Raw genomic sequence first — 25717 nt, 5'->3', positions numbered from 1 at the left:
AACTCTTATCCGTTCCTTACACGCAACTGCGGCCTGACCTGCACGGACGCGGTTCGACGAGGCCCCGGCCGCTTGACTTTCAGCAGCAGGAGTACGGCGATCAGGGCGCCCCCCGCAACCCACAGCGCCCCCGACCGGGCAACCCACCCCAGGTGCACGAGCACGCCCACGAGCACCCCGCCGAAGGCCCCCGTGCCGAGTACAACGGTCGCGCCCTGCGGAGTGAGCCCGAGCCGCCGGAGCCGATGGGCGAGATGGTCGGGACCGCCCCGCAGCAACGGACGGCCACCGAGCCGTCGCGCCAGGACGACGAGGACGACATCGGCGCTCGCAACGGCGGTGAGGGCGAACAGCACCCCCGCGCCGGCGCTCCCTTCGTACCCGGCACGGGTCAGCACGGCCGCCGAGGCGAGCACGAACCCGGCGAACAGGGAGCCACAGGCGCCCAGTCCCACGCGCGCGGGATGCCAGTTGTGCATCAGGAACCCGGTCAGCGCGGCGGCCAGCACGCTCAGCAGCACAGCGAGCCCGTCCATCACCTCAGCCGCCGCACAGACGCCGACCCCGAAGGCGGTGACGACTCCCACGGTCCCGGCGAGCGCGTCGGCATGGTCGAGCGCCCGGAAGGCGAGCGTCACGCCGACGATCCAGCCGGCGGCGGCCAGACCGCCGAGCACCCCGGTCTCCTCGTACGGCACCGCGCAGGCCGCCGCCACGGCCGTACCGCCCACCAGGAACCGCGCCTTGACCCGCCGTACGTCGGCGACCAGGCCGAGCGCGGCGACGGCCGCCGCCGCGACCAGCAGCCGGGGGATGCCCGAGCCGAGCGGGGCGACGCCGGTCCAGTCGCCGGCCGCCGCGACCAGACAGGTGACGAGCACGACGGCCACGCCGCCGCCGAGCGGCAGGGGCCGTTGTCTGCGTCTGTCCAGGAGCCCCAGGTGCAGGGCGGGCCCTCTGACCAGGGCGGTGAGGACGGCGGAGAGGAGCAGGGCGGTGGTGGCGGCGGCGATCCCGTAGAGCACGGAACTAAATTAGTGCCGTATGTACTAATTTGACGTGAATAACACGATCGGTTCTTAAGGCAACCCTCAGCGACACAGATCACCGGACTGCTGACTACAGTGCGACGGAGGATGCGGGTAGTCTCAGACCGACTGCATAAGTTACCGCTTAGTAATGTCGAGAATCTCTCGAAGAACACCTCGCAGGCCCGAGGAGCCCCCAAATGCAACTCGCCGCGATCATCGTGTCGATGGTCCTCATGGCAGTCGGCGTCGCCCTGTTCGGCCGTGCCATCCTGCAGATCGTCCGCTTCATGATGCTCGGCCAGCCGCTCCCCGCCGGGGCCCGGACCAACGACCCCGTCCTGCGGACCATCACCGTGGCCAAGGAGTTCCTCGGCCACACCAGGATGAACCGCTGGGGCATCGTCGGCATCGCGCACTGGTTCGTGGCAATCGGCTTCTACACGCTGCTGCTGACGATCGTGAACGCCATCGGCCAGCTATTCCAGGCCGACTGGCTGCTGCCGATCATCGGTGAATGGGCGCCGTACAACGTCTTCGTCGAGTTCATCGGCACCATGACGGTCGTCGGCATCCTGGTCCTGATCGCCATCCGGCAGCTGTCGCGGCCGGGCGGTGCGGGCCGCAAGTCCCGGTTCGCGGGCTCCAACACGGGCCAGGCGTACTTCGTCGAGGCGGTCATCCTCGTCGTCGGCGTCTGCATCTTCATGCTGCATGCGCTGGAGGGCGCCCAGCACCACGTGGACAGCTACGAGGCCTCGTTCTTCGTCTCGTACCCCGTGGTGTCGGCGCTGGAGGGCCTGGACCTCTCCACGCTGCAGAACCTCACCTACTTCTTCGCCGGTCTGAAGATCGCGGCCTCCTTCATCTGGATGATCACGGTCTCCCTGAAGACCGACATGGGTGTGGCCTGGCACCGCTTCCTCGGCTTCCCGAACATCTGGTTCAAGCGCAACGCCAACGGCGAGACCTCGCTGGGCGCGCTGCTGCCGATGACCTCCGCCGGCAAGCCGATCGACTTCTCCGACCCCGGCGAGGACGACGTCTTCGGTGTCTCCCAGGTCGAGCAGTTCTCCTGGAAGGGCCTGCTCGACTTCTCCACCTGCACCGAGTGCGGCCGCTGCCAGTCGCAGTGCCCGGCCTGGAACACGGGCAAGCCGCTCTCCCCCAAGCTCCTCATCATGTCGCTGCGCGACCACGCGCACGCCAAGGCGCCGTACCTGCTCGCGGGTGGCGGCAAGAGCATGGAGGGCGAGGAGAAGGCGTCCGAGGAGCAGCTGGCCGGTGTGCCTGCCGCGGCCCTCGCTGAGGCCGAGCGTCCGCTCGTCGGCACCGTCGAGGAGAACGGCGTCATCGACCCGGACGTCCTGTGGTCCTGCACCACCTGCGGCGCCTGCGTGGAGCAGTGCCCGGTGGACATCGAGCACATCGACCACATCGTCGACATGCGCCGCTACCAGGTGATGATCGAGAGCGCGTTCCCGTCCGAGGCGGGCACGATGCTCAAGAACCTGGAGAAGAAGGGCAACCCCTGGGGTCTGGCCAAGAAGCAGCGCCTGGAGTGGACGAAGGAAGTCGACTTCGAGGTGCCGGTCGTCGGCAAGGACATCGAGGACCTCTCCGAGGTCGAGTACCTGTACTGGGTCGGCTGTGCCGGCGCCCTGGAGGACCGGGCCAAGAAGACCACGAAGGCCTTCGCGGAGCTGCTGCACATGGCGGGCGTCAAGTTCGCGATCATGGGCGGCGACGAGAAGTGCACGGGTGACTCCGCCCGCCGCCTCGGCAACGAGCCCCTGTTCCAGGAGCTCGGCATGGAGAACGTGGCCGCGCTGAACATGGCGTTCGGAGAAGATGACGAGGACGAGGCGACCAAGAAGCCGCAGTCCGCGAAGAAGATCGTCGCCACCTGCCCGCACTGCCTCAACACGCTCGGCAACGAGTACCCGCAGCTCGGCGGCGACTACGAGGTCATCCACCACACCCAGCTGCTGCAGCACCTCATCGACGAGGGCAAGCTGATCCCGGTGACCCCGGTCGAGGGCCTGATCACCTACCACGACCCCTGCTACCTGGGCCGCCACAACAAGATCTACACGCCCCCGCGCGAGATCATGACCGCCGTCCCGGGCCTGCGTCAGCAGGAGATGCACCGCCACAAGGAGCGCGGCTTCTGCTGCGGCGCCGGTGGCGCGCGGATGTGGATGGAGGAGCGGATCGGCAAGCGCATCAACAACGAGCGCGTCGATGAAGCCCTGTCCCTCAACCCCGACATCGTCTCGACGGCCTGCCCGTTCTGCCTGGTCATGCTGACCGACTCGGTCAACGGCAAGAAGAACGACGGCCAGGCCAAGGAGTCCATCCAGGTCGTCGACGTCGCCCAGCTCCTGCTGGAGTCCGTGAAGACCCCGGTCGACCCGGAGGGCGCCGCGGAGGCGGAGAGCGAGCCGAAGCCGGAGCCGGTGAAGTAACAGTCGCGGTACGACCGAACAGACGCCCCCTGCCCGATCGGGTGGGGGGCGTCTGTCACTGTGGGGACAGGAACCGACCGGAAGGCACCGAAAGATGATCATCTTCGGCACCAAGGGCTATCTGTACCAGCTGGCGATACTCACCCTGATCTGCGCGCAGTGCGGGAACCCCGCCGCGCACACCCTGCGCAAGCGGGTCACCAAGTTCACGCTGTTCTTCGTGCCGCTGTTCCCGTTCTCGACGAAGTACTCGACGCAGTGCACCTTCTGCGGTGCCGAGCAGAAGGTGACGAGCGAACAGGCCGAGCAGCTCCAGGCACAGGCCACCGGGGGCGCCGCGCAGCCTTACGGGCAGCCGCAGCAGCAGCCGTATCAGTAAGTCGCCGGGCGCGGCTTCGGGGTGCGCAGGCTGCGGGCGAGCAGGCCCAGCAGCGCGGCGTTGACCAGGCCGGCCGCGGCCGCTCCGGCGGAGTAGACGAGCGGGCTCAGCCACTCGACCGACTCGACGGGCAGCGTCAGCAGAAAGGCCAGGCCGCCGAGCGGGGCCGTGGCCAGGAACGGCCAGATCCCGGCGAAACCAGGGTCCGGCGCGATGTAGACGGCGTAGAGGAAGAACCCCACCGCCGCCGCGACCACCGCGAGGTAGCCGCGCGAGAGCCAGTTGTCCGTCGCGGGCTCCAGCAGGGCCCGGATGCTCCGTCGGCGAGGGCGTGCGGAACGCTCCATGTTGCTGTCCTTCCTTGGGTGGTTCACGCGTGCCGCGCGGCGCGGCTGTCGCGGACGTGGTGGGTGAGGGCGCCGAGCGCGGCCGCGTTCACCAGCGCGCACAGCAGCAGCCATACGGCCGAGAAGGCGACGGCGACCACCTGGGCCGCTCCGCCGCCCTCGATGCCGGGGCCGACGGGGAGGGCGATCGCCATGGTGGACAGGGGCGCCGTGAGCAGCAGATGGGCCGAGGCGAGGATGCTGTCCGGGGCGGCGAAGGCGGCGCCCACGGAGGCCGTGAAGAGCGTCAAGTAGCCCCGGGCGGGCCAGTTGTCCGTGGCGAGCGCAAGCAGTCGGCGCGGGCTGGAGTCCTTCGGCATCGCGGGTCCCCTGAGTCCATGGGTCGGTGGGTCTCCACAGTGGACCGACGGGCGCGGGCGGACATGAGTACGCGTACTCAACAGCGCTGCACGGCTGGGGCACAGGTGGTTCAAAAATTTACCGAACTCACGTACAACCCTTGGGCATCAGTGCGGGTCTCTTGATCGCCGACCGAGACGCGAATCCCGGGACAACTCCCGGAGAACGCGACCGGTCGCACCCCCATTGACTGCGGATGCCCCGCCAGGCATCCCCGCATGCAGCAGGAGAACCCGCATGCACCAGACGCTGCGACTCGCCCTCGCGACGGCCACCGCCGCCGCTCTGACGGGCGGTCTGCTCACCCTCACGGCCACCACCGCGACGGCCGCGGACTCCACCGCCGTCGCCAAGGCCGACTTCAACGGCGACGGCATCGGGGATGTCGCCTTCTCCGCCCACGGCGCGTACGTGAACGGCAAGAAGGACGCCGGCCAGCTCGTGGTCCTCTACGGTTCCGCCTCCGGCGTCTCCTCCGCCAAGCGCGCCACCATCAGCCAGAACACCACCGGTACCCCGGGCACCGCCGAGACCGGTGACGGCTTCGGCTACGACACCGCCTACGCCGACTTCAACGGCGACGGCTACGACGACATCGCCGTCGGCTCGGCCGGCGAGGACGTCAGCGGCGACACCGACGGCGGCGCCCTGGCCATCCTGTGGGGCTCGGCCTCCGGGATCACCGGCAAGGGCGTCACCGTCGCCGACCCGGCCCCCTCCTCGCACGACCGCTGGGGCGAGAACCTCGCCGCCGGTGACTTCGACGGCGACGGCAAGGCCGATCTGGCCGTCGGCACCAACTCCGCCACCGTCCACGTCTTCAAGGGCGGCTTCTCCGGCACCGGCACCGCGGGCGGCCGCTACACCGTCAAGCCCCCGATCATGGGCTCGGACGCGGGCGGCCCGCTGAACCTGACCGCCGGCGACGTCAGCGGCGACGGCCGCACCGACCTGGTCGTCGACGGCTTCGAGACCCAGACCGAGTACGGCTGGAACCGCAACTACTACCTCCCCGGGTCCTCCAGCGGCCTGGCCACGGCCAACATCAAAACCCTCAAGCCCGGCGTGATCACCGCCATCGGCGACATCGACGGCGACGGCTTCGGCGACATCGTCAGCGGCGCCTACTGGAACACCACCACCAGCGACGGCACCCCCTTCCCGGACTCCGGCAAGGGCGGCAAGGTCTGGGTGACGTACGGCACGGTCGACGGTCCCGGCACGGCCACCGGCATCACCCAGGACAGCGGCAACGTGCCCGGCACGGCCGAGGGCAACGACTGGTTCGGCTACGAGCTCGACCTCGGCGACATCAACGGCGACGGCTTCCTCGACCTCGCGATCGGCGTCGCGGGCGAGAACATCGGTGAGGCCGTGAACACCGGCGCCGTCACCGTCCTCTACGGCACCGCGAGCGGCCTGAACACCTCCTCCGGCGCCCAGTCCTTCGCCCAGAGCACCGCGGGCGTGCCCGGCACCGACGAGGACGACGACTACTTCGGTACGGACGTCAAGCTCGACGACCTCACCGGCGACGGCCGCGCCGACCTGGTCGTCGGCTCGGGCGAGAACGCCTTCGACGGCGCCGTCACCTACCTGCCGTCCAACGGCACGAAGATCACCACCGCCGGCTCCCGCACCATCACGCCGGGCACCTCGGGCGTCTCGACGACCGGCGCGCCGTACTTCGGCGCGAACTTCGCCGACTGATCAACCGTAGAACCGCCTTGGGCCCGCACCGTGCGTGCGGGCCCCCTACTGGAGTCACGTCTTGCGCACTCTCGTGATCGCCGCCGCCCTCACCACCGGCGTGCTCACCGCCCTGCCCGCCACGCCCGCCGTCGCCGCGCCCTCGGGGCTCGCGAGCGACTTCAACGGTGATGGCTACCGGGACATCGCCATCGGCGCGATGGGCGCCGACGTCGGCTCCGCGAGCGGTGCCGGGGCCGTCGTCGTGCTGTACGGCTCGGCCTCCGGGGTGCCGGGGACCAAGAAGGCCGTGATCACCCAGAACTCCACCGGCGTCCCCGGCACCGCCGAGTCCGACGACCGTTTCGGCGCGAGCCTCGCCGCCGGTGACCTGAACGCCGACGGTTACGCCGACCTGGTCGTGGGCGCCGAGTTCGAGAGCATCGGCGACCGGCAGGGCGTCGGCAGTGCCACCGTCATCTGGGGCGGCGCGTCCGGCCTGACCGGCGGCTCGGCCCTGCCGCAGCCCTCGGCGGAGGAACTCGCCGAGTGGGGCGGCTACTCCCGTGGCATCGCCACCGGCGACTTCGACGGTGACGGCGACACGGACGTCACCGCCACCGGCCAGACCCACACCCACCTCTTCAACGGCCCCTTCACCCGCACCGGCACCCCGGTCGGCCACACCGGCGTCTACGAGCTGGGCACGACGTACGAGGTCATCGCGGGCGACCTGACCGGCGACGGGGCGGCCGAGCGCGTGTACCCGTTCGCGCACGACGGGGACCTGGGCGGGGACATCCGCTACTTCCACTACGACCCCCTCAACGACGCGGACCACCCCGAGTCCGAGTACGCCATGACCGGCCTGCCGGGCGCCGACGGCGACCTCGGCGCGACCGGCGACATCAACGGCGACGGCTACGGCGACCTCGTCCTCGGCGACTACGCGGGCCCGCACAGCCTCAAGGGCGGCCGTATCACCGTCTGGTACGGCGGCCCGAACGGCCCCGACCCGCAGCAGACGCCCACCGTCATCCACCAGGACACCCCGGGTGTGCCCGGCGCCGACGAGGAGGCCGACCTGTTCGGCTCCGCGGTCGACGTCGGCGACATCAACGGCGACAAGTTCGCCGATGTCGTCGTCGGCGCCTGGGGCGAGGACATCGGCTCGGCGCGCGACGCCGGCTCGGTGACCGTCCTGTTCGGCTCGGCCACGGGCCTGAAGACGACCGGCGCCAAGTCGTACAGCCAGAACACCGCGGGCGTGCCCGGCACCGCCGAGAGCGGCGACGCCTTCGGCATGTCCGTGCGCCTGCTCGACCTCGACAAGACCGGCAAGGCCGACCTGGTCACCGGCGCGGGCTACGAGAACAGCAACGGCTCCATCACCTACCTGCGCGGCACCGCCTCCGGCCTGACCACCACCGGCGCCAAGTCCCTCACCGCCGCCGGCGCCTCCCTCAAGGGGAGCGCCACCTTCGGCTGGGACCTCGCCAAGTGACCCACCGACCCCGTCAGGAGACCCCCGCCATGTCCCGACGCACCGCCGCGGCCCTCGCCGCCACGCTCCTCGCGACCGGCGTCACCCCGCTGCTCCTCTCCGCCCCGGCCTCGGCGGCGGTCGCCAAGCACTACGACGACTTCAACGGCGACGGCTACCGCGACCTGGCGTACGGCGGCTACAACGGCATCGGCCAGAGCGGCGGCACCGTCACCGTCGTCTACGGCACCGCGAGCGGCCTCGACACCGCGCACCCGAAGGCCATCCACCAGGACACCGCCGGCATCCCCGGCTCGGACGAGGAGGACGACCAGTTCGGCGCCTCCCTCGCCAGCGCCGACCTCAACAAGGACGGCTACGCGGACCTGGTCGTCGGCAACCCCACCGAGCACGTGGGCACCCAGCAGTACCGCGGCTCGGTGACCATCGTCTGGGGCTCCGCCTCCGGCCTCTCCGGCGGCACCGACCTCAAGCCGAGGACCGGCGCCCAGGGCCACTTCGGCACCGACATCGCCACCGGCGACTTCACCGGGGACGGCTCGCCCGACCTCGCGGTGATCGGCAGCATGGAGACCTGGCTGTACCGCGGCGGCTTCACCAAGTCCGGTACGACCGGCAGCGTCAGCAAGATCGACAAGGAGGGCGCGGGCTGGTACTCGTACGGCCTCGCGGCCGGCAAGGTCAACGGCGACGGCAAGACCGACCTCGTCATCCTCGGCGAGCAGTTCATCGACAACCAGCCGGTCCCGCGCGCCTGGTTCCTCAAGGGCGCCTCGTCCGGCCTGACGTCGGGCGCGTCCAAGACGGTCACCGCCACGAACGCCGCGATCGGCGACTTCGACAAGAACGGCTACGGCGACATCGCCTTCGGTCGGCCCGACTCCAACGACGGCAAGGGCTCGCTCCTCGTCTGGCGCGGCACCGCCTCGGGCCCGAGCGGCTCGCACACCTACAACCAGGCCAGCTCCGGCGTCTCCGGCAGCCCGGAGGCGGACGACAACTTCGGCTACGCCGTCTCGGCGGGCGACGTGAACGGCGACGGCTACGCGGACCTCGCGGTCGGCGTCCCGCACGAGGACGTCAGCGGCAATGAGGACCAGGGCGGCGTGCACCTCTTCCGCGGCGGCTCCGGCGGCCTGTCGGGCCTGCGCTCGGCCTGGATCCCGCAGACGGTGACCGGTCCCGCGGACTCGTACCTGTCCTTCGGCTACACCGTGCGCCTGCGCGACCTGACCAAGGACGGCAAGGCGGACCTGGGCGTGGGCGCGGCCAACACGTCGCTGGTCCTGCGCGGCGCCTCGGGGACACCGACGGCGACCGGCGCGTTCGTCCTGCCGGAGTTCGGCGGGTCCTTCGCGGACTGAATTCGCGGACTGAATTCGCGGGCTGAACTCGGGGGTTGACCCGACTGTCCCTGACATCCCCCCTAAGGGATGTCACAGCTCGGCAGCAAAGCCGGGCCCGGACCGCCGGGCCCGGCACGTCACTCTCCGGGACCAGGTACGTTCGATGACGTGGCTGGATTCAGGATCGGACGCGGCGGCCGGGACAACCGGACCCCGCAAGCGCGCCCGCAACAACCTCCCTACGGGCAGCAGGGGCCGTCGCAGGGCTATCCCCCGCCGCCGCAGCAGCCGTACAACGGCGGCTACGGCGGTCAGAGCAATGGCTACGGCGGCCATGGCGGCGGCTACGGCGGGCAGGGACAGGGCGGCGGCTACGGCGGTCATGGCGAGCCGGAGTACTTCGGCGACGGCGCGCACCACCCGCCGGCCCCGGACCCGTACGCGGCGAACAACCCTGGCCACACCCAGGCCTTCTCCGTCCACGAGGACCCCTACAACCAGGGCCAGACCTACCACGCGGGCGCGGCCCCGGCGGCCCCCGTCGGCCCCCGTCTGCACTGGAAGGACCTCCTGAGGGGCATCGTCCTGTCCCCCGCCAGGACCTTCCTCCAGATGCGGGACTACGCGATGTGGGGCCCCGCCCTGATCGTGACGTTCCTCTACGGCCTGCTCGCGGTGTTCGGCTTCGACGGCGCCCGAGAGGACGCGATCAACGCGACCCTGTCGAACGCGGTCCCGATCGTCCTGACCACGGCGATCGCGATGGTCCTCTCCTCCTTCATCCTGGGCGTGGTCACCCACACCCTGGCCCGCCAGCTCGGCGGCGACGGCGCCTGGCAGCCCACGGTGGGCCTGTCGATGCTGATCATGTCCCTGACGGACGCGCCCCGCCTCGTCGTAGCCATGTTCCTGGGCGGCGACGCGACCTTCGTCCAGCTCCTCGGCTGGGCGACCTGGGTGGCGGCGGGCGCCCTCCTGACGATCATGGTCAGCCGCTCCCACGACCTGCCGTGGCCGAAGGCCCTGGGCGCGTCGGCGATCCAGCTGGTGGCACTGCTGTCGATCGTGAAGCTGGGCACGTTCTAGAGGCAAACGGAAAGGGGCTCCAGGCGTCGCACGCCGGGAGCCCCTGTTTTTGTTTCTGCGCTTCTCTAGGCGTCGAGAACCTGGCCGGTACGCCGGATCACGGGCGGTTCGACGGACCACGGGAAGTTGATCCACTCGTCCGTCCGCTTCCACACGTACTCGCACTTCACGAGGGAGTGGGACTTCTCGTAGATGACGGCGGAGCGCACCTCGGCGACGTGGTCGAGGCAGAAGTCGTGCACCAGCTTGAGCGTCTTGCCGGTGTCGGCGACGTCGTCGGTGATCAGGATCTTCTTGTCGGAGAAGTCGATGGCGTTGGGGACGGGGGCGAGCATGACGGGCATTTCCAAGGTCGTCCCCACGCCCGTGTAGAACTCCACATTCACCAGGTGGATGTTCTTGCAGTCGAGGGCGTAGGCAAGCCCGCCGGCGACGAAGACGCCCCCGCGCGCGATGGAGAGCACGATGTCGGGCTCGTATCCGTCGTCGGCGATGGTCTGGGCGAGCTCGCGGACGGCGGCGCCGAACGCCTCGTAGGTGAGGTTCTCCCGTATGTCACTCATGCTCACACCTGGGTCCGATGGAAGTTGAGGAAGGACCGGGAGGCGGTCGGTCCGCGCTGCCCCTGGTACCGGGATCCGTACCGCTCGCTGCCGTAGGGGGACTCGGCGGGCGAGCTGAGCCGGAACATGCACAGCTGCCCGATCTTCATGCCGGGCCAGAGCTTGATGGGGAGCGTGGCGAGGTTGGAGAGCTCCAGGGTGACGTGCCCCGAGAAGCCGGGGTCGATGAACCCGGCGGTGGAGTGGGTGACGAGCCCGAGCCGCCCGAGGGAGGACTTGCCCTCGAGCCGCGAGGCAAGATCATCGGGCAGGGAGATGACCTCGTAGGTGGAGGCGAGGACGAACTCCCCGGGGTGGAGGATGAACGGCTCATCACCCTCCGGCTCCACGAGCCGCGTGAGGTCGGCCTGCTCGACGGAGGGGTCGATATGGGGGTACCGGTGATTCTCGAACACCCGGAAATACCGGTCGAGCCGTACGTCGATGCTGGACGGCTGCACCATGGATTCGTCGTAGGGATCGATCCGTACCCGTCCGGCGTCGATCTCGGCCCGGATGTCCTTGTCTGAGAGAAGCACGTCCCGAGGATACGCAAGGCGCGCGGACCGACCGAATCGGACGGGTCCGCGCGCCTGCGGCAACGCTCTGCGGCTACCGCTTTTGCAAGGCCACCGGAACGACGCTGCGAAGCCGGGCACAGCGCGGACACCGGACGAGGCGTCCGGGACCGAGCCGCTCGGCCTGCTGCATCGGGAACGAAGCGGTGCTGAACACGTGCCCATCGGCACATCGGACGACGGTGCGCTCCATCAAGTCCTCTGAGTCCCTTCCCCAAGAGCCGCACCCGGCTACTGCCCGCCGGGCGACGAAAGGCCACATTACGGGATGAAAGGGACGGCTCTCCAGGCGGCACTCCGGTCCCACCCGGACCCTCTCCCACCCCTCCACCGTACGCCCCAACTCCGGCCCCCCGCAGCCGCATCCCACCCCTGAAACACCGTCAGACCCCGCGGCCTGAGCACCGGGGGTCTGCCATGAGGTACAGTGAGCGAGCATTCGACACCGACTCCGGTCGGCGTCTTACGCGGGTGTAGTTTAATGGTAGAACATCAGCTTCCCAAGCTGAGAGCGCGAGTTCGATTCTCGTCACCCGCTCCACGATGAAACCCCAGGTCAGCGGCCTGGGGTTTGTTTATTGTCTAGACCAATTTGAGGGCGGCGTGCCCTCTGCGTGCCCTAAGTCGAGGTCAAGCGGCCTTCTCAGGGGCGCTCGGGCGTCACTTTGAGCAACTCAACCCTCTGAGGTCTCAAATAATGAGGCGCATTTCGCGTGACCCGTGTCACGCACCGGCAAATGGCGTTCAAGTCACGTATGCAAAGGGCGACTTGCAGGTGGCAGTTCACTGCTCGGCCTGAAGCAGCCAGATGCCCGCCTCCCTATGCCAATCGCCTGAAGCCAGCGCCCCCGCACACGGCAGAAGGCGTCGCGCCACTGACATGAAACGTCCCTTACCCGGCTGCTGCGCCAGGTGATGCCGCGTCGGTCTCACCGAGATCGGCGTGCCGCTTCCACGGGTAGCTGTCCCAACCTGCGTCCAGGATCAGGTTGCGGCCGAGGTTCTCGCCGGTGAGAGCCGTACTGAGGGAGTACGTGGACTGGAGGGGGTCTGCCTGTCGCTCACGGAGAAGCCGGCTTACCGACGTGTCGTGCAGGGTGACGAGGTGTTCGAGTTCCGAGGCGCTGCAGACGGTGACAAACGTATCTGTATCCGGGTGCCCCTCACGCTGGAAGGGCGCATTGGCGGTGTGGAAGGGCTCCATGGTCACGACCAAGCCGTGTACGGGCCGGTCCGCGGGTATGTGGGTGAAACTCGGGTGCCTGCTGGTGATCAGGGCTGCGGTGGTCGCGACCTGCTGGTGGGCGTGCTGGAGCTGACGCAGGGCGGTGTTGGTTCTGTCCAATACGCCGAGGCGTAGCTGTTGGGTGGGGCGTGTTGACTTCACTTCGACGAGCAGGATGAGGTCGTCGAAGATCACGATCCAGTCGACACTGCGGCGCTCGTCGCGATAGATGATCTCGGGGTGCACTGCCGCGTCAGGCAGCTGGCGCAGTTGGCGACCGACGTATTGCTCGAAGAGGTCTCCGAGCTCTTGAGCGAAGGCATTCCCAAAGTGGGCTATGCCCAGGTAGTACAGGCCCAGAGGACTGCCCTTGGGAGCGACAAGGTGGGTTGAGGGAGCGAGACAGCCGGGTCCGAAGCCGGACAGGAACGGGTGACCCCGCAGCGGGTTGTACTCGAAACGGCGCAAGTGAGGGTCTCGGCTCAGCCTGCGTGCCTCGTTCTCGGCCCGGAATGCCTTCTGGTCGGTGACGAAATGGCGCTCGGTGACCTCGCGGATGGTGTCAGCGGGGATGACGGAACAGACCTTCTCCATCTGGGGCTGCCTGAGCCATGCCAGATCGAAGCGGCCTGCGTTGTGTTGCGCTGCCACGTGTAGGAGCTGGGCAACACCCACGTAGTCCGACAGGGAGCAGCCGAGGAGTTCCTCGTCCCAACCGTCGACAAGGCAGGTTGGGGTACGGGCAGGCGATGTCTGATCGAACAGGGCCGCCGTGCGAGCCAGATCGCTGAACCCCGATTCCTGGAATGTGAACTGCTCGCCCGAGACACGAAGCAGCCAGCCGGAGACAGAGTCGAAACTGCCCTTGTCGCGGACCATGGGATCTGTCAGCGCTGCGTAGGCGGCAAGCATGCTCAGTAGATCATTTTCGGTGCAACCACCGTCCCCGCGGTATTCATTGCCGTAGGTGAGGCTGACGCGGGCGATATCGGCCAAGGCCCAGGGTGTGTACTTACGGTAGGGGCTGTTCCACCAAGTGGCGTCATGCCAGCGTGCCGAAGCCGCAGCAATCACAGGCAGCAGGGCACTGGGGCGCTGCTGCCGGACTCGCTGTACGTACTCGTGATCCGTGACCAGTCGGTCGTAGAGAAATGCAGCCACGCGCCAAGCGTGACCGATCAGGTGCGGCTTTGTCTCAGGGGTTTCGCGGCGCCCAGGCCACAGCCCGGTGCAATCTGATGCTGGGGATGGCTACGGCGGCTTATTCGGGCTCTGGCAGCGATCACGGGAAGCCGTTACGGCGAGCGATATTGCCGTTCGATTCTGAGGCGTCGCAGAGCGGTCGGCCGGGAGCCAGTCCGTACTCGGGTGCCCCGGTGCGGAGGCGCGCCCTTCATGGTCCGCCCCGCCGGCGGCGAGCCCACGTACTACGAGACCGGTTCCGACGGCATCGCTCTCAGCGCCGACGGCACGCGCCTCTACTACTGCCCGCTGTCCAGCCGCCGACTGCACAGCGTGTCCACCGATGCCCTCGCCGACCCGGACGCCACGGACGCCGAGGTGGCGGCGACTGTCGAGGACCTCGGGTTCAAGCCGATGGCCGACGGCCTGGAGAGCGACGACAAGGGGCGGCTCTACGGCGGCGACCTGGAACACAACACGATCTGGCGCAGGAGCCCGAACGGCACCTACCGGACCCTCGCCCAGGGACGCGATCTGCTCTGGGTCGACACCCTGTCCGTCGCCTCGGACCGGCACCTGTACGCCATCGCCAACCAGCTCAACCGACTGTCGCCCTTCCACGAGGGCAAGGACCTGCGCCGCAAGCCCTACCTCCTGGTCCGCCTGCCGATCGACGCCGGACCGGTCAGGCTCGTCTGACCTCTCCGGCTCGCGTCATCTGGCTGCGGTACTCCGGACGGCCGACGGACCTGCTTCCAAGCCACGGGGCAGCGAGAGAAGGGGAAGACACCGCTGGTCGCCTGCTTCGGGGGGATCCCGCTCAAGCGACAACGCATCGCCGTCATTACCGACCGCCAGCCGGATATGGCTACTACCCGGCGCAATGAGCTGATTCATCGACTCCTTGCCGAGCGGTGCGAGATGCGCGAGGGGCGGCCTGGGCTCCAAGTCCACCACGTCCGCAAACTGACATCGGGGCACGCCGAACGGCGCCCCTCCGCCCGGACTTGCGCGCAAAAACCGATCGGTTTACAATGAGGGAACCGATCGGTTTTCCCCGCGCGGGGCCAAAAAGGCGTACCCAACGACACGGGAAGCGTACTTCAGATTCCCGCGACCTCAGCCTTCGCCCGAGCGCTGGAAATGCGTTCTTCACGGCCAGTCTCCGAGATGGCGCAAATCGCGACCGACGTCAACATCATCATCAAAAATGCCGGCGCCCTACTGCCGGTGCCCCACGCCCACCCAGAGCGGCAAACACCAGCTTCCTGAGACCGGAGAGGGTATTAGCAATCAGCGCGAATTCACAGAAGAAGAAGTTTTACGCCCTGAATATGTTTGACGTGGTCGACTTGGAGAAGTACCTCACGTATTTCAGTCGTTTGCCCGAAGAGGCTCCGCAATATGGCGGTCGAATGGTGGCGTTTGGCCGTTTCCGGGACAACGTAGCCGGTGACCTCGCGTCGCGGCAGGTTCTGTTTCTCGTTGAATGGGAGTCCGAAGAGGCGTTCAACAGCTTCCGGGACGATCCGGACTTGGCCGACTTGCATCCGCTGCGGGAGACCGGGACGGCATCCTATGTCTGGCAGACGTTCGATGGTCTCGATATGAGTGACCCCGCCGACGTTTCGCTCGACGACGTACTGGCGGTGCTCAAGCCTTACTGAGCTTGAACTCGGGTTGTCGTATTGGGTTATGAGGGGTGGAGGGTGAGTCCCGTTTCTGCGAGGCAGCCGTCGAGGAGGGCCGGCCGGTACTGGATCTTGCGGAGTCCCTGGCGGACGGTGCGGATGAGGTGGTCTGTGCTGGTGAAGGCGACGTTGGTGGTGTAGCCGCGTCGCAGCAGCGACCAGATGCCTTCGACCGGGTTGAGCTCGGGAGCGTAGGCGGGTAACTGGACGACGGTCAGCCAGTTCTGGCCGTCGATGAAGCGGCGCATGTCCGCGCAGAGATGAGTGCCGAGGTTGTCCCAGATAAGGATGATGGGGGCGCCGAGCTGACGGTGAGCGGCGATCAGGAGGTCTCGGTAGTCCGTCCAGGCAAAGCTCCGGCGGCCCTCACGTCGGCTGCCATGCCGCTTGGGCCGGTAGATCAGGCGGGAGGGTTGGCCTGTCTTGTAGCAGGCCAGGGCGGCGATGGACAGCTGGCGCGAGGTGCGGCCGCGCACCCTGATCACCGGGGTGTGGCCGCGCCTGGCCCACGTGCGTGCGGTGGGCGGCGTCATCGAGAAGCCGGCTTCGTCCTCGAAGACGACCCATGCGTCGAGCGCCGCCGCGGTGTTTCCACGTGCGGCCAGGTCTCCTTCACCCAGCCACAGATGGCCTCCTCGTCGCGTTCGACGGCCCGTCTGGTCGGCACCTGGCAGGAGAAGCCATGCCTGATCAGCAGCTTGCGCACCCCTTGCAGGGTGTAGCTCTTATGGAAACGCCGGCCGATCACGGTCTTCACCCGTGACAGTGTCCAGCGCTGGTCCGGCCAGCCGTGCGCCACCGGCCCCTTCGCCAACTCCGCCTCCAGCTGGGCGAACTGGGCATCGCTCAACCGGGGAACGGAGGCGGATCCCGCTGACCGCAGGGCCCGCGGGCCGCCCTTGTCCCACAACCGCCGCCACCGCTGCACCGACCGGACGCTGACCCGTAACTCCGCCGCGATCGCCGAACTCGGCTCACCAGCGGCGAACCGCTCTGCGGCCATCATGCGGATCCCCTCGCGGAACTGCCGGCGCTCGTCCGACAGACCGCCGCCCTGCGCGTACCTCATGACAACGGAATACCGCGAGGATCAAGCCCTGTCAGCAACTGCGACAACCCGAGTTCAATCTCAGTAAAGCCCGCATCGCTACAGAGCCGGATGAGCCAGCTGACGAATCGTCGGCTGGCGAAGGGCGCCTCCGGCAAGCTCCTGGACGGCCGGCTCAAGGGCATGCGGCTGATCATCCGAAAGGGACGGCCCCATCCTGGCGCCCAGTTGAGGATCACGGACGCGGACGGCATGCGGATGACGTGCTTCGCGACCAACACCCCTGACCGGCCGATCGCCGAGTTGAAACTCCGTCACCGGCTGCGGGCCCGGGCCGAGGACCGGATTGACGGGCGCTCGGCCAGCTCACACCTCCAGCACCAACCGCTCTCCTTCCGGTGCACGCGAGACGCAGGGCAGCATGGCGCCGGCCGCGCGTTCGGTGGCGGTGAGCCGGCGGTCACGGTGATCGACATGGCCATGGGCCACCCGTACCCGGCAGGTGCCGCAGAACCCCTGGCGGCAGGAGAACGGCAGGTCCGGCAGGGCCTCGTGGAGAACGTCCAGGGCGGAGCGGTCGTACGGCACCGGCAGAACCCGTCCGGTGCCGCCCAGTTGAAGTTCGAAGGGACGGCCGTCCGTGATCGGGGCCGGGGCGAAACGCTCGAAATGCAGAGCGGACGCGCAGCTGTCACCGAACGCGCGCCGAACGCCGTCGATCATGGGCGCGGGCCCGCAGCAGTACACCGCACCCGCTGCCGGGATCGAGCTCAGCAGATCGGCTGCTGCGGGCACGCCGGACTCGTCGTCAGGACGGATGGAGACCCGGCCGGGGGCTGCGGCCGCGAGTTCGGCCAGCTCTGCCGCGAAGGGCATCGAACCGCGGCTGCGGCCGGTGTGCACGAGCCTCCAGTCCAGCCCGCGCCGGACGGCCTCCCGGGCCATCGGCAGGATGGGGGTGATTCCGATGCCGCCCGCGATGAGCAGGACGGATGCCTCGGCGGCGAAGGGGAAGGCGTTCCGGGGCCGCCCGGTGATGGCGACCCGCGTACCGTCTCCGAGGGCGTCGTGTACCTCGGCCGAACCGCCTCCGCCGTCGGCGATGCGGCGCACCGCGATGTGGTACCGGTACCGGTCGGCAGGGTCGCCGCACAGAGAGTACTGCCGCCTGCGGCCGGAGGGCAGGTGCAGTTCGATGTGGGCGCCGGGCTGCCAGGGCGGGAGTGTTCCCCCGTCGGGTGCTGCCAGCCGCAGGGAGACGACATCCTCGGCCTCATGGTGCTTGGCGGCAACCACCAGTTCCCGGATCGCGGGCGTCTCGGTGGCCGGCGGGCGCTTTGGAAGAGTGCCGCGCCGCGCGAGGCCCGTGACCGCCTTGTCGCTGAAAGCCGCCAGCTTCTGCATGAAGGAGTCGCTGCGCGGCCTGCCGTACAGGTCCGGCGGCCGAGTGACGGGGGCGCTGATGTCCATGGAATGCCTCACTGGTTGCTGGGTCATCGGGCCGCCGCTCGGGCAGCAGGGGACGCCGCCAGATATGCGACCGCCTGCTGGGTCGAGCCCTCCTGGGTCGGGTGGTAGCCGGGACGGAAGTAGCGCAGCACCGAGCGGGCGAACGCGCCCGGCCGGGGCAACAGGCCCTTGCGGGCCGAGGCCAGGTAGTCGCGGAAGCGGACCTTGACCCGATCGTCGAGTTCGGGATCGGCTCTCATCAGAAAGCGGACTCCGCGGATCCACAGCCGGGTCAGCACCGGAGCGGTGACGAGCATGCCGACCACTCGGCGCCGGTACCGGGGATCGAGGTGCACCAGCAGGTCGAACGCGACCGAACGGTGCTCGACCTCCTCCGCGCCGTGCCAGCGGAACAGATCGAGCATCGCGGGGTCCGCGCCGGCCTGGTCCAGGTGCCCGTTGTTGAGAATCCAGTGACCCATGTACGCGGTGAAGTGCTCGAAGGCCGCTATGAGGGCGAGCCGTTGGAGGAGGTGCGCGTGTGTGGCGGCCGGCGTCAGCTCCGGCCGGTCTCCTAGCACCCTTCGGAAGATCCATTCGGACTGCAGGGTGTACGGGGCCGGGTCCAGCCCCTTGGTGAGCAGGTGCTCCAGGACCTCCTGGTGCGCCTCGGCATGCATTGCTTCCTGGCCGATGAAGCCGCGTACGTCTTCGCGCAGCCGGTCATCGGTGATCAGTGGCAGTGCCTGCTCGAAGGTGCGCACGAACCAGCGTTCGAGCTCGGGGAGCATGAGGTGGAGCACATCGAAGGTGTGGGTCGCGAAGGGCTCACCGGGCAGCCAGTGCAGCGGGGTAGTGCCCCAGTCGAAGGTGACGTCCCGGGGCTGCAGCACCAGGTCGTGGTGGTCGATGGGCTCGGACGGACGCTCCGGGTGGGCATGTGCGGCTCGGAACATGGCAGGTTCCTCCGTCAGCGATCGGTGTGTGCGAAGGGGCGGTCAGGCAGTCGTCCAGTACTGCTGGTCTGCTGGGCTGTCAGATCGGGTGCGCGGTGTGGTCCGGGCTGTGGCGGGAGCCGTCTTCGGTGCGGTGGGCGAATTCCGCGATCCGGGACGCGATCTCCTGGGGGTGGCTGAGCTGTACCCAGTGCCCGGCGTCGATGGGGCGCCGTTGTATCTGGCCCGTCCAGCGCTCCACTCCGTACGACAGCACCGGGGTCACGCAGAAGTCGCGCGTGGGGATGATGAGTTGAACCGGGACGGTGGTCGGCCGGTCCCGGGGATGCAGCAGGCGGGGCAGCATGTTGGCGCGGTACAGGGCGGTGCCGGACACGGCGTCGCGGGCCAGCGTCGGCGCGGGGTAGGGGGTGTGGTCGGGCACGCCTTGGGAGCCGGTGAGGAAGGCGCGCCAGCGGTGTCCCAGTGCTCTCCAGGTCAGGGCGGGCAGGAGCGGGACATGGAAGTAGGCGATGTACCAGGACCGTACGGCCTGCCGCAGCAGCTTCGGCAGGTCCGGATGCCGCGGCCGGAGGCGGGCCCGAATCAAGTGGCCTACGTGGTCCAGGCAGGGTCCGGAGATGGAGGTGAACGAGGCGATCCGCCCGGCCAGACGGGTGCCGGTGACCGACTCCCAGGAGTGGATCGATCCCCAGTCGTGTCCGACCAGGTGCACCGGGCGGTCGGGGCTCACGGCGTCGATGACCGCCGCCAAGTCGGCTTCCAGGCGGGACATCCGGTAGGCGCGCAGACCCCTGGGCCGGTGGGAGGCACCGGCTCCCCGCACGTCGAAGGCGGTGACGTGGAAGCGGTCGGCCAGGCGCTCGGCGACCGGGCGCCACACGGCGCTGGTGTCCGGATAACCGTGGACCAGCACCACCGCAGGAGCCGTGGACGCTCCCCATTGGTAGGCGGCCAGCTCCACGCCGTCCGCGGCGATCCGGCGGGCGGCCGGGCCGGTCATCGGCCACCACCGGCAGGGGTCAGTTCGCCGTAGTTCAGACCGCCGTGGAGGAAGCTGGGCCGCACCGGCCAGTGCCGCTTGAAGGGGGCCAGCTCCGAGGAGGGCAGGATCTGCAGCCAGCGCGGATCGCGCCGGCTGGGGTCGGCGAGGGTCTTCTCCTTGACCATGGAGTCGTACTGGTCGAGCGAGTCCTCCAGCGTGTTGGCGTTGGGCACCACCTCATGGCCGTAGAACGCGGCGTGGCGGCGCACCCCGGGGATGCGGGAGAGCTCGGGCTGCCAGTTGTCGGCCGAGATGCCGTTCTCGGAGGAGACCCACACGCCGTCGGGGGTGTTCAGCACCAGGGAGTGGTTGCCGTCCGTGTGGCCGGGGGTCCACAGCAGGCTGACGCCGACGCCGAGTTCGACATCGCCGTCGAAGGCGGTGACGCGCTCGGCCGGTACGCCGTCCATGCCTCCGTCGACGTACCAGGCCCACTGCATCGGATGCGTCGATTCGAAGGTGCCCAGCTCCCTGCGGTGCACCAGCAGCCGGGCGCGCGGGAACAGCGCTTCGCGGGGTGCCCGTTCGCCGGGAATGGTGCTGGTACTTCCCATGATCATGCGCACGTCCTGGACGTGCAGGTGGTCGAAGCTGACGAAGTCCACGTCCTCGGGACGCAGACCGCAGGAGGGCAGGACGGTGTTCGGGTCCTGGTAGTAGCGGGCGAAGACGTGCTCGGTGAGATAGTCCCCCGCCAGCCGCTTGAGCTGGGCGTAGAACGGCGCTTGGGCCGTTCCGGCGGCGACGGTCGGCTCCCACACCAGTGTTTTCGGCTCACCGTCGAAGCCGTCGAACTGCACGACGAGCATTCGGTTGACGATGCTCACGAACGGGTTGACGGCGAGCGCGGCGCCGTGGAAGCCGAACCGGGTCGGGTACGGGGCGGCGGCGATGTCGAAACTGCGGACGGCGTGGATGCGGCCCTGCTGGACGAACCGCTCACGGTAGGCGGCCGCCGCGCTGCGCACGGCGCGCAGCCGGTCACCGCGGGGCCATACGTCGTGGACACCTTCGAATTCCGGGATGGGACGCGGAGCGGCGGCGTCCTGGGCCTTCTTCGCGCTGGGCGTCGCCGGCTTGGGCGTGGTGGTCACGGGCTCATCCTTCGGGCAGGCGGGCGGTCCGGGTGCGCTGCTCGTAGGCCGCGCGGACCGACCGGTCGGACAGGGCAGCGAGCTGGTCGGGGACAAGAAGGTGATGCAGGGCGTCGCGGGCACGGCCCGGCAGCAGCGCGGCCAACCGGGTCAGGGCGGCTATCTCGCGTGGAACGAAGACCTCGAACCGCGGGCGTAGCACGACGTCGAGCACCGCGTCGGCCACCTGATCCGTCGTCAGGCGCCGGGTGGGGCCGGTCACGGTGCCCACGGCCAGTTCGGTGTCCACGACGCCTGGCATCACCAAGGACACGTGCACGCCGGTGCCGCGCAGTTCGGCGCGGACGGCTGTGCTGTAGCCGTGGAGGGCGTGCTTCGTCGCCGCGTAGGTCGCCTCGCCGGCCGGGGCGACCTTGCTGGCGGCGGAGGCGATGTTCACCACGTGGCCGCGACCGTGTTTCCGCATGCGCGGGATCACGAGTTTCATCCCGCGCAGCACGCCGTGGACGTTGACGTCGAACTGGCGCAGGGCGGCTTCCTCCGGTTCCTCCGCGAAGGGGCCCACCCACATGATTCCGGCGTTGTTGATCAGTACGTCGATCGGCCCCAGCCGGGTCTCAACGGTGCGCAGGAAGTCATCGAAGGAAAGTGTGTCGGTGACGTCGAGAGACAGCCCGAGCAGTCGGCCACCGGGACGCGCGCCGATGGCGCCGGCCGTCTCCCTGGCGAGCTCCGCGTCAAGATCGCCGATCGCCACGGCGGCTCCGGCCGCGGCGAGCCGGGCTGCGACGGCACACCCGATTCCGCGGCCCGCCCCGGTGACCGCGATCACTCGGCCGGTCAGCGGTTGTGTGCCGGAGAGCCTGTCGCGGTCTCTCCGGCTGAACGTGTACGGGGATTTGGGCGGTGCTGCCACGGTCGAGCCCCTTCCTTGCCCTGAGCACGAGCGGACCGCCGAGCGGCAAGCGGACCCCACGCATTTCTGACACGATGCCATGTCAGATGAACTGACAAGCTAGAGTGTCAGTTCGGAGCACACCGGTGTCAACACCTCTGCGAAGGGGAAAAATGACCGGCACACAGACCGCCGGGCGGCGCTACGGCGGACGCGACGCGGCGCAACGACAGCAGGAGCGCCGCACCCGCCTCATCCAGGCGGGCCTCGACCTGTTCGGCACGGCCGGATACGCCTCGGTCTCCGTCAAGCAGGTGTGCTCGCACGCCGGACTGACCGAGCGCTACTTCTACGAGTCGTTCCGCGACCGCGAAGACCTTCTCGCCGGGGTCTACAACGAGCTGATCGCCACGATCAGCGCCGAAACCGCGCAGGCCGCCGCCGCTGCCGCACCCGATGTCGACGCCCAACTGCGTGCCGGCCTCGAGGTGTTCATCCGCACACTGGCCGGCGACGCCCGCAAGGCCCGCCTGGTGCTCATCGAGGTCGTGGGCGCCAGCCCCCGCCTCGAAGTGCGCCGCCGTGAGGTCCTGCACGAATTCGCCGCGATGGTCGCCGCCGTCGTCGCACCGCTCCCTGGCACACAAGCCTCCTCCAACCGGCTCACCATGACCGCGATGAGCCTGGTCGGCGGAGTCAACGAACTCCTCGTGGACTGGACACTCGGCCACCAGAACGCCACCGTCGAAGAACTGATCGACCTGTGCCACACCCTGTTCATCGCGGCCTACCGAGCCATCAGCGATCAGCCCTGATCACAAGGGCCCGGATCCCACTCGGCGGCCGGAAGCAGCTGCTCGTTGACCTCTCGGCCCGAGGGCCGGGACCAGTCCTTCTCGCCGTGGCCGAGGTGGACGGGGGCCTTGACCTCGGGATAGCGCGAGCGGGCGGCGATGAGGCTGGGCAGGTTCTGGTACACGGCCCGGCGACGGTCGGATCTTGCGTAGGGCGGCCTTGGGCTCCACCCCGGCGACCACCGGACCCGCTCCCGGCGCGAGGACACCGCTGACCACCACACGGGCCAAGAGACTGGACCGCGCGATTCCGCCACGGAAGTCGTACGTATTCACCGCCACGACGCGCCGGAACCGCTCCGGCAGGTCAGCCGCGGTGGTCAGGGCGAGCACCGCCCCCATGGGCGCGAGGGCGTGGCAGGTGGTCCCTGGAATTTGTATCGCGGGACGTGACTCGTGGCTGGGCATCGCCAGCTCTCTGTCCTACTTGGCCAGTTGGGCGTACAGCCCTGCCAGGTCCCCGGCCAGGCCCGCCTTGACCTGCCGTGAGATGTCGTCGGCGAGCACCTCGTACGCTCCCGTCTCGACACCGTCGAGGGCGAGTGCGGCGACGTCACGCGGGTCGGACTTGGGCGCCTCCACGCCGGCCGCGAGGTCCGTGTCCACGTAGCCCACGTGCAATCCGGTGACGGCGATGCCGCGCGGCTGCAGCTCCAGGCGCAGGGAGTTGGTCTGCGACCACAGGGCGGCCTTGGAGGCGCTGTAGGAGCCGCCGAGCGCGATCCAGGAGAGCACGGAGTGAACGTTGAGGAGGTGGCCGCCGCCGTTGCGCTCGATGACCGGCACGAAGGCGCGGGTGAGAAGCAGCGGGCCGTAGAAGTTGGTCTCGAACTCCCGGCGTACGTCGTCGACCGGGGAGTCGAGGAAGGACGCGCCGACCGAGGCACCGGCGTTGTTGATCAGCACGGTCACGTCTTGCGCCTGCGCGGCGGCGGCCGCCACGGAGGCCGGGTCGGTGACCTCCAGCGCCACCGGGACGGCATCGGGGTGCGTCACACTGCGTGGGTCGCGGGCCGTGGCATAGACCTTGCCGGCGCCTCGCGCGTACAGCTCTTCCACCAGCGCCTTGCCTATGCCTCGGCTGCCGCCGGTGACGAAGACGTTTGCGTCCTTCAAAGTAGTCATGACTGTCTCCACAGAATGAGAAACCGTTCGGTTTTCACTAAGGTAAACCGATCGGTTTCCACGCGCAAGCCCGCCAGGGTCCCCGGCTTCACGGGGGCGTTCCGTACCCGTGGATCCCTGGGATGACGAGCTCTCCGCCTGTCTGTCCCGCCTGGTCGATGTCGGCGTCGTCCAGGCCGAGTTGCAGCTTGAGGCCCAGCTTCCCGAGCGTGTCGTAGAGCCACTCCGGGACGGTGTCGGGGGTGAGATGGAGGCGGAGGGCCGGGGACAGGGGAATGCCTTCGACGCCGGAGAGGGTGCCCGCCAGGCTCTCGACGTACATGGTGATGTCGTCGCCTCGCAGCGTGGACGTCGAGCCTGGCGCTCCGTCGATGTGCTGGATCTGCGGGCCGACGGGCACTGCCATCTTCAGGTCCCGGATCGTGACCGTCGCCGCGGAGAACTTGAGCACCCGTTTGGGCCCGGCGGCCGTGTCCACGGTCACCACGCCGCCGAAGACGAGGTCGCGCAGTTCGAGGCGGCTTCCCTTCATGTTCCAGGACTCGGCGGCGAATCGACCGGCGCTCTTGTCCTCGGGCGCCTTGAGATCGCTGATGTCACAGATGCGGGAGGCCCCGGTGGTGGGCTCCGGTTGGGGCGACGGCTCAGTGGTCCGGTGGCCGGGGGTGGATGACGCGTGAGGTGCGGTCGGTGGCGCGTCGGGGGCTTCCGTGGTCGTCGGTGTCGGGGCAGCCAGGCTCGCTGAGGGGCTCGTGCCGGGTGCCGGACTCTGCTGCTCGGTGTCGCCCCGGAAGAGGGAACCGAGAATGTCCGCAAGGCCGGTGGTGCCAGCGGTCGCGCTCGGTGAGGCGGCCGGAGCCGGGGTAAGGCCCGTTTCCTCGTCAGCCACGTGCTCCGACGGCTTGACCGACTCGCCGCTCGTGAGGGCACTTGGCGTGCTGGGAGCAACGGAAGGAGTGGGTGCCACAGCAGGGGGTGCCGTGTCGTCGGGACGGGCGCAGTCGACACCGCCACCGGGCGCCCCTTCGGGAGCGGAATGAGCCGCGGTGGCACTCGCGTCGGCTCCAGGCGGACGCTGACTTGCCAGGACGAGGACGGTCGGCAGCGCGGTCAGCACGAGAGCCTTCCCGAGGGGCAGGCGCAGGCGGGTCAGCGCGGACGTACGAGGAACGGCGTGGCGGCGCCTCTTCGACCGGGCGTAGTGGGGTCCTTCGGCCTCGCTGCGGAGGTCGGGCGACTGGTCGGTCATTCCCCGGCCCTCCCCGACGGCCCCTCGGTGTCGTCGGACGTGTTCACCGGGCCCCACGCCAGGGCCATGAGTCCACCCGTGGCCGCACACAGCGTGCCGACGAAGAATCCGCCGAAGTTCGAGATGGGAAGCGACAGCACACCGAGGAAGACGGCCACGCATCCGGCGAAGAACCTGATGACCGGCTGGAACCACAGAAGTCCGCCAAGGACGATCAACGTCAGGCCGATGACCAGGGACCCCGCCCCCGCGGTGGTGGACATCGCCACGGACAGGGCGCCCAGGGAGAGGTTGAAGTACGGGAAGTAGATGATCGGCGCGGCTGCCAGGAGTACCAGCAGCCCCGCCCAGAAGGGGCGGGTGCGCCGCCAGTCCCGAAAGTCCCGGCGAGCGCGGGCGAAGCCGCTGTCACTGTGGGGGTGCGCGGGTGCGCCGGCACTCGTCATGTCGAGGTTCCCAAATCGTCAGCGGGCGGGGG

The 25717-nt window shown here is 68.9% G+C and carries 24 protein-coding genes, 1 tRNA gene and 2 pseudogenes; 11 read left to right on the top strand and 16 right to left on the bottom strand.

The window, feature by feature from the left end; genetic code table 11:
- Positions 1–5 precede the first annotated feature (5 nt).
- Positions 6–1025, bottom strand: a complete 1020-nt coding sequence (locus OHT76_RS23045) for an MraY family glycosyltransferase (RefSeq protein ID WP_328872748.1) — start codon at positions 1023–1025, stop codon at positions 6–8.
- A gap of 203 nt (positions 1026–1228) precedes the next feature.
- Between OHT76_RS23045 and OHT76_RS23040 the strand changes: the two genes are divergently transcribed.
- A complete protein-coding gene (locus OHT76_RS23040; protein WP_328872747.1) occupies positions 1229–3496 on the top strand; it encodes a (Fe-S)-binding protein in 2268 nt (755 codons plus the stop codon).
- Between the two features lie 94 nt (positions 3497–3590).
- Entirely contained in the window at positions 3591–3875 is a 285-nt protein-coding gene (locus OHT76_RS23035; RefSeq protein WP_328872746.1) for a zinc-ribbon domain-containing protein, read from the top strand.
- Here OHT76_RS23035 and OHT76_RS23030 read toward each other — a convergent pair.
- Both OHT76_RS23030 and OHT76_RS23025 read right to left on the bottom strand, forming a co-directional pair.
- A complete protein-coding gene (locus tag OHT76_RS23030) occupies positions 3869–4222 on the bottom strand; it encodes an SCO4225 family membrane protein (RefSeq protein ID WP_328872745.1) in 354 nt (117 codons plus the stop codon). The genes OHT76_RS23035 and OHT76_RS23030 overlap by 7 nt on opposite strands.
- Positions 4223–4245: 23 nt before the next feature.
- Positions 4246–4581, bottom strand: coding sequence for an SCO4225 family membrane protein (locus OHT76_RS23025; RefSeq protein WP_328872744.1), 336 nt, complete (start codon positions 4579–4581; stop codon positions 4246–4248).
- A 277-nt stretch (positions 4582–4858) separates the two neighbouring features.
- Between OHT76_RS23025 and OHT76_RS23020 the strand changes: the two genes are divergently transcribed.
- The 4 genes from OHT76_RS23020 to OHT76_RS23005 all read left to right on the top strand — a co-directional run bounded on the left by OHT76_RS23020 (position 4859) and on the right by OHT76_RS23005 (position 10246).
- The gene (locus OHT76_RS23020; RefSeq protein WP_328872743.1) at positions 4859–6331 is read left to right on the top strand and encodes a VCBS repeat-containing protein; all 1473 of its coding nucleotides are present in this window, start codon (positions 4859–4861) and stop codon (positions 6329–6331) included.
- Between the two features lie 61 nt (positions 6332–6392).
- Positions 6393–7814 (top strand): FG-GAP-like repeat-containing protein, encoded by a 1422-nt coding sequence (locus OHT76_RS23015; protein ID WP_328872742.1) that lies wholly within the window; start codon positions 6393–6395, stop codon positions 7812–7814.
- 29 nt (positions 7815–7843) lie between these two features.
- Positions 7844–9178 (top strand): FG-GAP and VCBS repeat-containing protein, encoded by a 1335-nt coding sequence (locus tag OHT76_RS23010; RefSeq protein ID WP_328872741.1) that lies wholly within the window; start codon positions 7844–7846, stop codon positions 9176–9178.
- Positions 9179–9247: 69 nt separating this feature from the next.
- Positions 9248–10246, top strand: coding sequence for a Yip1 family protein (locus tag OHT76_RS23005; RefSeq protein ID WP_328872740.1), 999 nt, complete (start codon positions 9248–9250; stop codon positions 10244–10246).
- A 65-nt stretch (positions 10247–10311) separates the two neighbouring features.
- On the opposite strand, the gene OHT76_RS23000 is transcribed toward OHT76_RS23005, so the two are convergent.
- Together OHT76_RS23000 and dcd are read right to left on the bottom strand one after the other, a co-directional pair.
- Positions 10312–10809 (bottom strand): phosphoribosyltransferase, encoded by a 498-nt coding sequence (locus OHT76_RS23000; protein ID WP_328872739.1) that lies wholly within the window; start codon positions 10807–10809, stop codon positions 10312–10314.
- A 2-nt stretch (positions 10810–10811) separates the two neighbouring features.
- Positions 10812–11387 carry a dCTP deaminase gene (gene dcd / locus OHT76_RS22995; protein WP_328872738.1) on the bottom strand — a complete coding sequence of 192 codons (576 nt, stop codon included), beginning with the start codon at positions 11385–11387 and terminating at the stop codon, positions 10812–10814.
- Positions 11388–11893: 506 nt separating this feature from the next.
- On the opposite strand from dcd, the gene OHT76_RS22990 reads away from it, so the two are divergent.
- Positions 11894–11967: transfer RNA gene (locus OHT76_RS22990), tRNA-Gly, on the top strand.
- A gap of 351 nt (positions 11968–12318) precedes the next feature.
- Here the strand turns inward: OHT76_RS22990 and OHT76_RS22985 are convergent.
- Positions 12319–13812: a hypothetical protein gene (locus OHT76_RS22985; protein ID WP_328872737.1), complete on the bottom strand. Its 1494-nt coding sequence runs from the start codon at positions 13810–13812 to the stop codon at positions 12319–12321.
- 234 nt (positions 13813–14046) lie between these two features.
- Between OHT76_RS22985 and OHT76_RS22980 the strand changes: the two genes are divergently transcribed.
- The gene (locus OHT76_RS22980; RefSeq protein ID WP_328872736.1) at positions 14047–14532 is read left to right on the top strand and encodes an SMP-30/gluconolactonase/LRE family protein; all 486 of its coding nucleotides are present in this window, start codon (positions 14047–14049) and stop codon (positions 14530–14532) included.
- A gap of 569 nt (positions 14533–15101) precedes the next feature.
- Positions 15102–15500: a DUF1330 domain-containing protein gene (locus tag OHT76_RS22975; protein WP_328876600.1), complete on the top strand. Its 399-nt coding sequence runs from the start codon at positions 15102–15104 to the stop codon at positions 15498–15500.
- A gap of 26 nt (positions 15501–15526) precedes the next feature.
- Here OHT76_RS22975 and OHT76_RS44160 read toward each other — a convergent pair.
- Positions 15527–16593 (bottom strand): IS630 family transposase gene (locus OHT76_RS44160; protein ID WP_443049793.1). Its coding sequence is split into 2 segments (ribosomal slippage): positions 15527–16147 and positions 16150–16593, totalling 1065 coding nucleotides; the frame shifts between segments, so codons are not numbered across the junction.
- A 141-nt stretch (positions 16594–16734) separates the two neighbouring features.
- Here OHT76_RS44160 and OHT76_RS22960 point away from each other — a divergent pair.
- Positions 16735–16920 (top strand): annotated as a pseudogene (locus OHT76_RS22960) (IS1380 family transposase); the annotation flags it as partial.
- An 18-nt stretch (positions 16921–16938) separates the two neighbouring features.
- On the opposite strand, the gene OHT76_RS22955 reads toward OHT76_RS22960, so the two are convergent.
- The 5 genes from OHT76_RS22955 to OHT76_RS22935 all read right to left on the bottom strand — a co-directional run bounded on the left by OHT76_RS22955 (position 16939) and on the right by OHT76_RS22935 (position 22032).
- Positions 16939–18042, bottom strand: a complete 1104-nt coding sequence (locus OHT76_RS22955; protein WP_328872735.1) for a PDR/VanB family oxidoreductase — start codon at positions 18040–18042, stop codon at positions 16939–16941.
- Positions 18043–18065: 23 nt separating this feature from the next.
- A complete protein-coding gene (locus tag OHT76_RS22950) occupies positions 18066–18977 on the bottom strand; it encodes a metal-dependent hydrolase (RefSeq protein WP_328872734.1) in 912 nt (303 codons plus the stop codon).
- Positions 18978–19056: 79 nt separating this feature from the next.
- Positions 19057–19980 carry an alpha/beta fold hydrolase gene (locus OHT76_RS22945; protein ID WP_328872733.1) on the bottom strand — a complete coding sequence of 308 codons (924 nt, stop codon included), beginning with the start codon at positions 19978–19980 and terminating at the stop codon, positions 19057–19059.
- Positions 19977–21116 (bottom strand): hypothetical protein, encoded by a 1140-nt coding sequence (locus tag OHT76_RS22940; protein WP_328872732.1) that lies wholly within the window; start codon positions 21114–21116, stop codon positions 19977–19979. The genes OHT76_RS22945 and OHT76_RS22940 overlap by 4 nt, the downstream gene beginning before the upstream one ends.
- Before the next feature lie 4 nt (positions 21117–21120).
- Positions 21121–22032: an SDR family oxidoreductase gene (locus OHT76_RS22935; protein WP_328872731.1), complete on the bottom strand. Its 912-nt coding sequence runs from the start codon at positions 22030–22032 to the stop codon at positions 21121–21123.
- A gap of 152 nt (positions 22033–22184) precedes the next feature.
- On the opposite strand from OHT76_RS22935, the gene OHT76_RS22930 reads away from it, so the two are divergent.
- Positions 22185–22826 (top strand): TetR/AcrR family transcriptional regulator, encoded by a 642-nt coding sequence (locus OHT76_RS22930; RefSeq protein ID WP_328872730.1) that lies wholly within the window; start codon positions 22185–22187, stop codon positions 22824–22826.
- Between the two features lie 5 nt (positions 22827–22831).
- On the opposite strand, the pseudogene OHT76_RS44155 reads toward OHT76_RS22930, so the two are convergent.
- From OHT76_RS44155 to OHT76_RS22910, 4 genes and pseudogenes are all read right to left on the bottom strand, one after another.
- A pseudogene (locus OHT76_RS44155) lies at positions 22832–23207 on the bottom strand (alpha/beta fold hydrolase); the annotation flags it as partial.
- An 81-nt stretch (positions 23208–23288) separates the two neighbouring features.
- On the bottom strand, positions 23289–23990 hold the full coding sequence (locus tag OHT76_RS22920) for an SDR family oxidoreductase (protein ID WP_328872728.1): 702 nt from the start codon (positions 23988–23990) through the stop codon (positions 23289–23291).
- A gap of 88 nt (positions 23991–24078) precedes the next feature.
- Positions 24079–25239, bottom strand: coding sequence for a hypothetical protein (locus OHT76_RS22915; RefSeq protein WP_328872727.1), 1161 nt, complete (start codon positions 25237–25239; stop codon positions 24079–24081).
- The gene (locus OHT76_RS22910) at positions 25236–25685 is read right to left on the bottom strand and encodes a DUF6114 domain-containing protein (RefSeq protein ID WP_328872726.1); all 450 of its coding nucleotides are present in this window, start codon (positions 25683–25685) and stop codon (positions 25236–25238) included. Before OHT76_RS22910 ends, OHT76_RS22915 begins: the two co-directional genes overlap by 4 nt.
- Positions 25686–25717: the final 32 nt, after the last annotated feature.

This window comes from Streptomyces sp. NBC_00287 (genome assembly GCF_036173105.1).
GTDB lineage: Bacteria > Actinomycetota > Actinomycetes > Streptomycetales > Streptomycetaceae > Streptomyces.
This window is presented reverse-complemented; position numbering and strand designations above follow the sequence as displayed.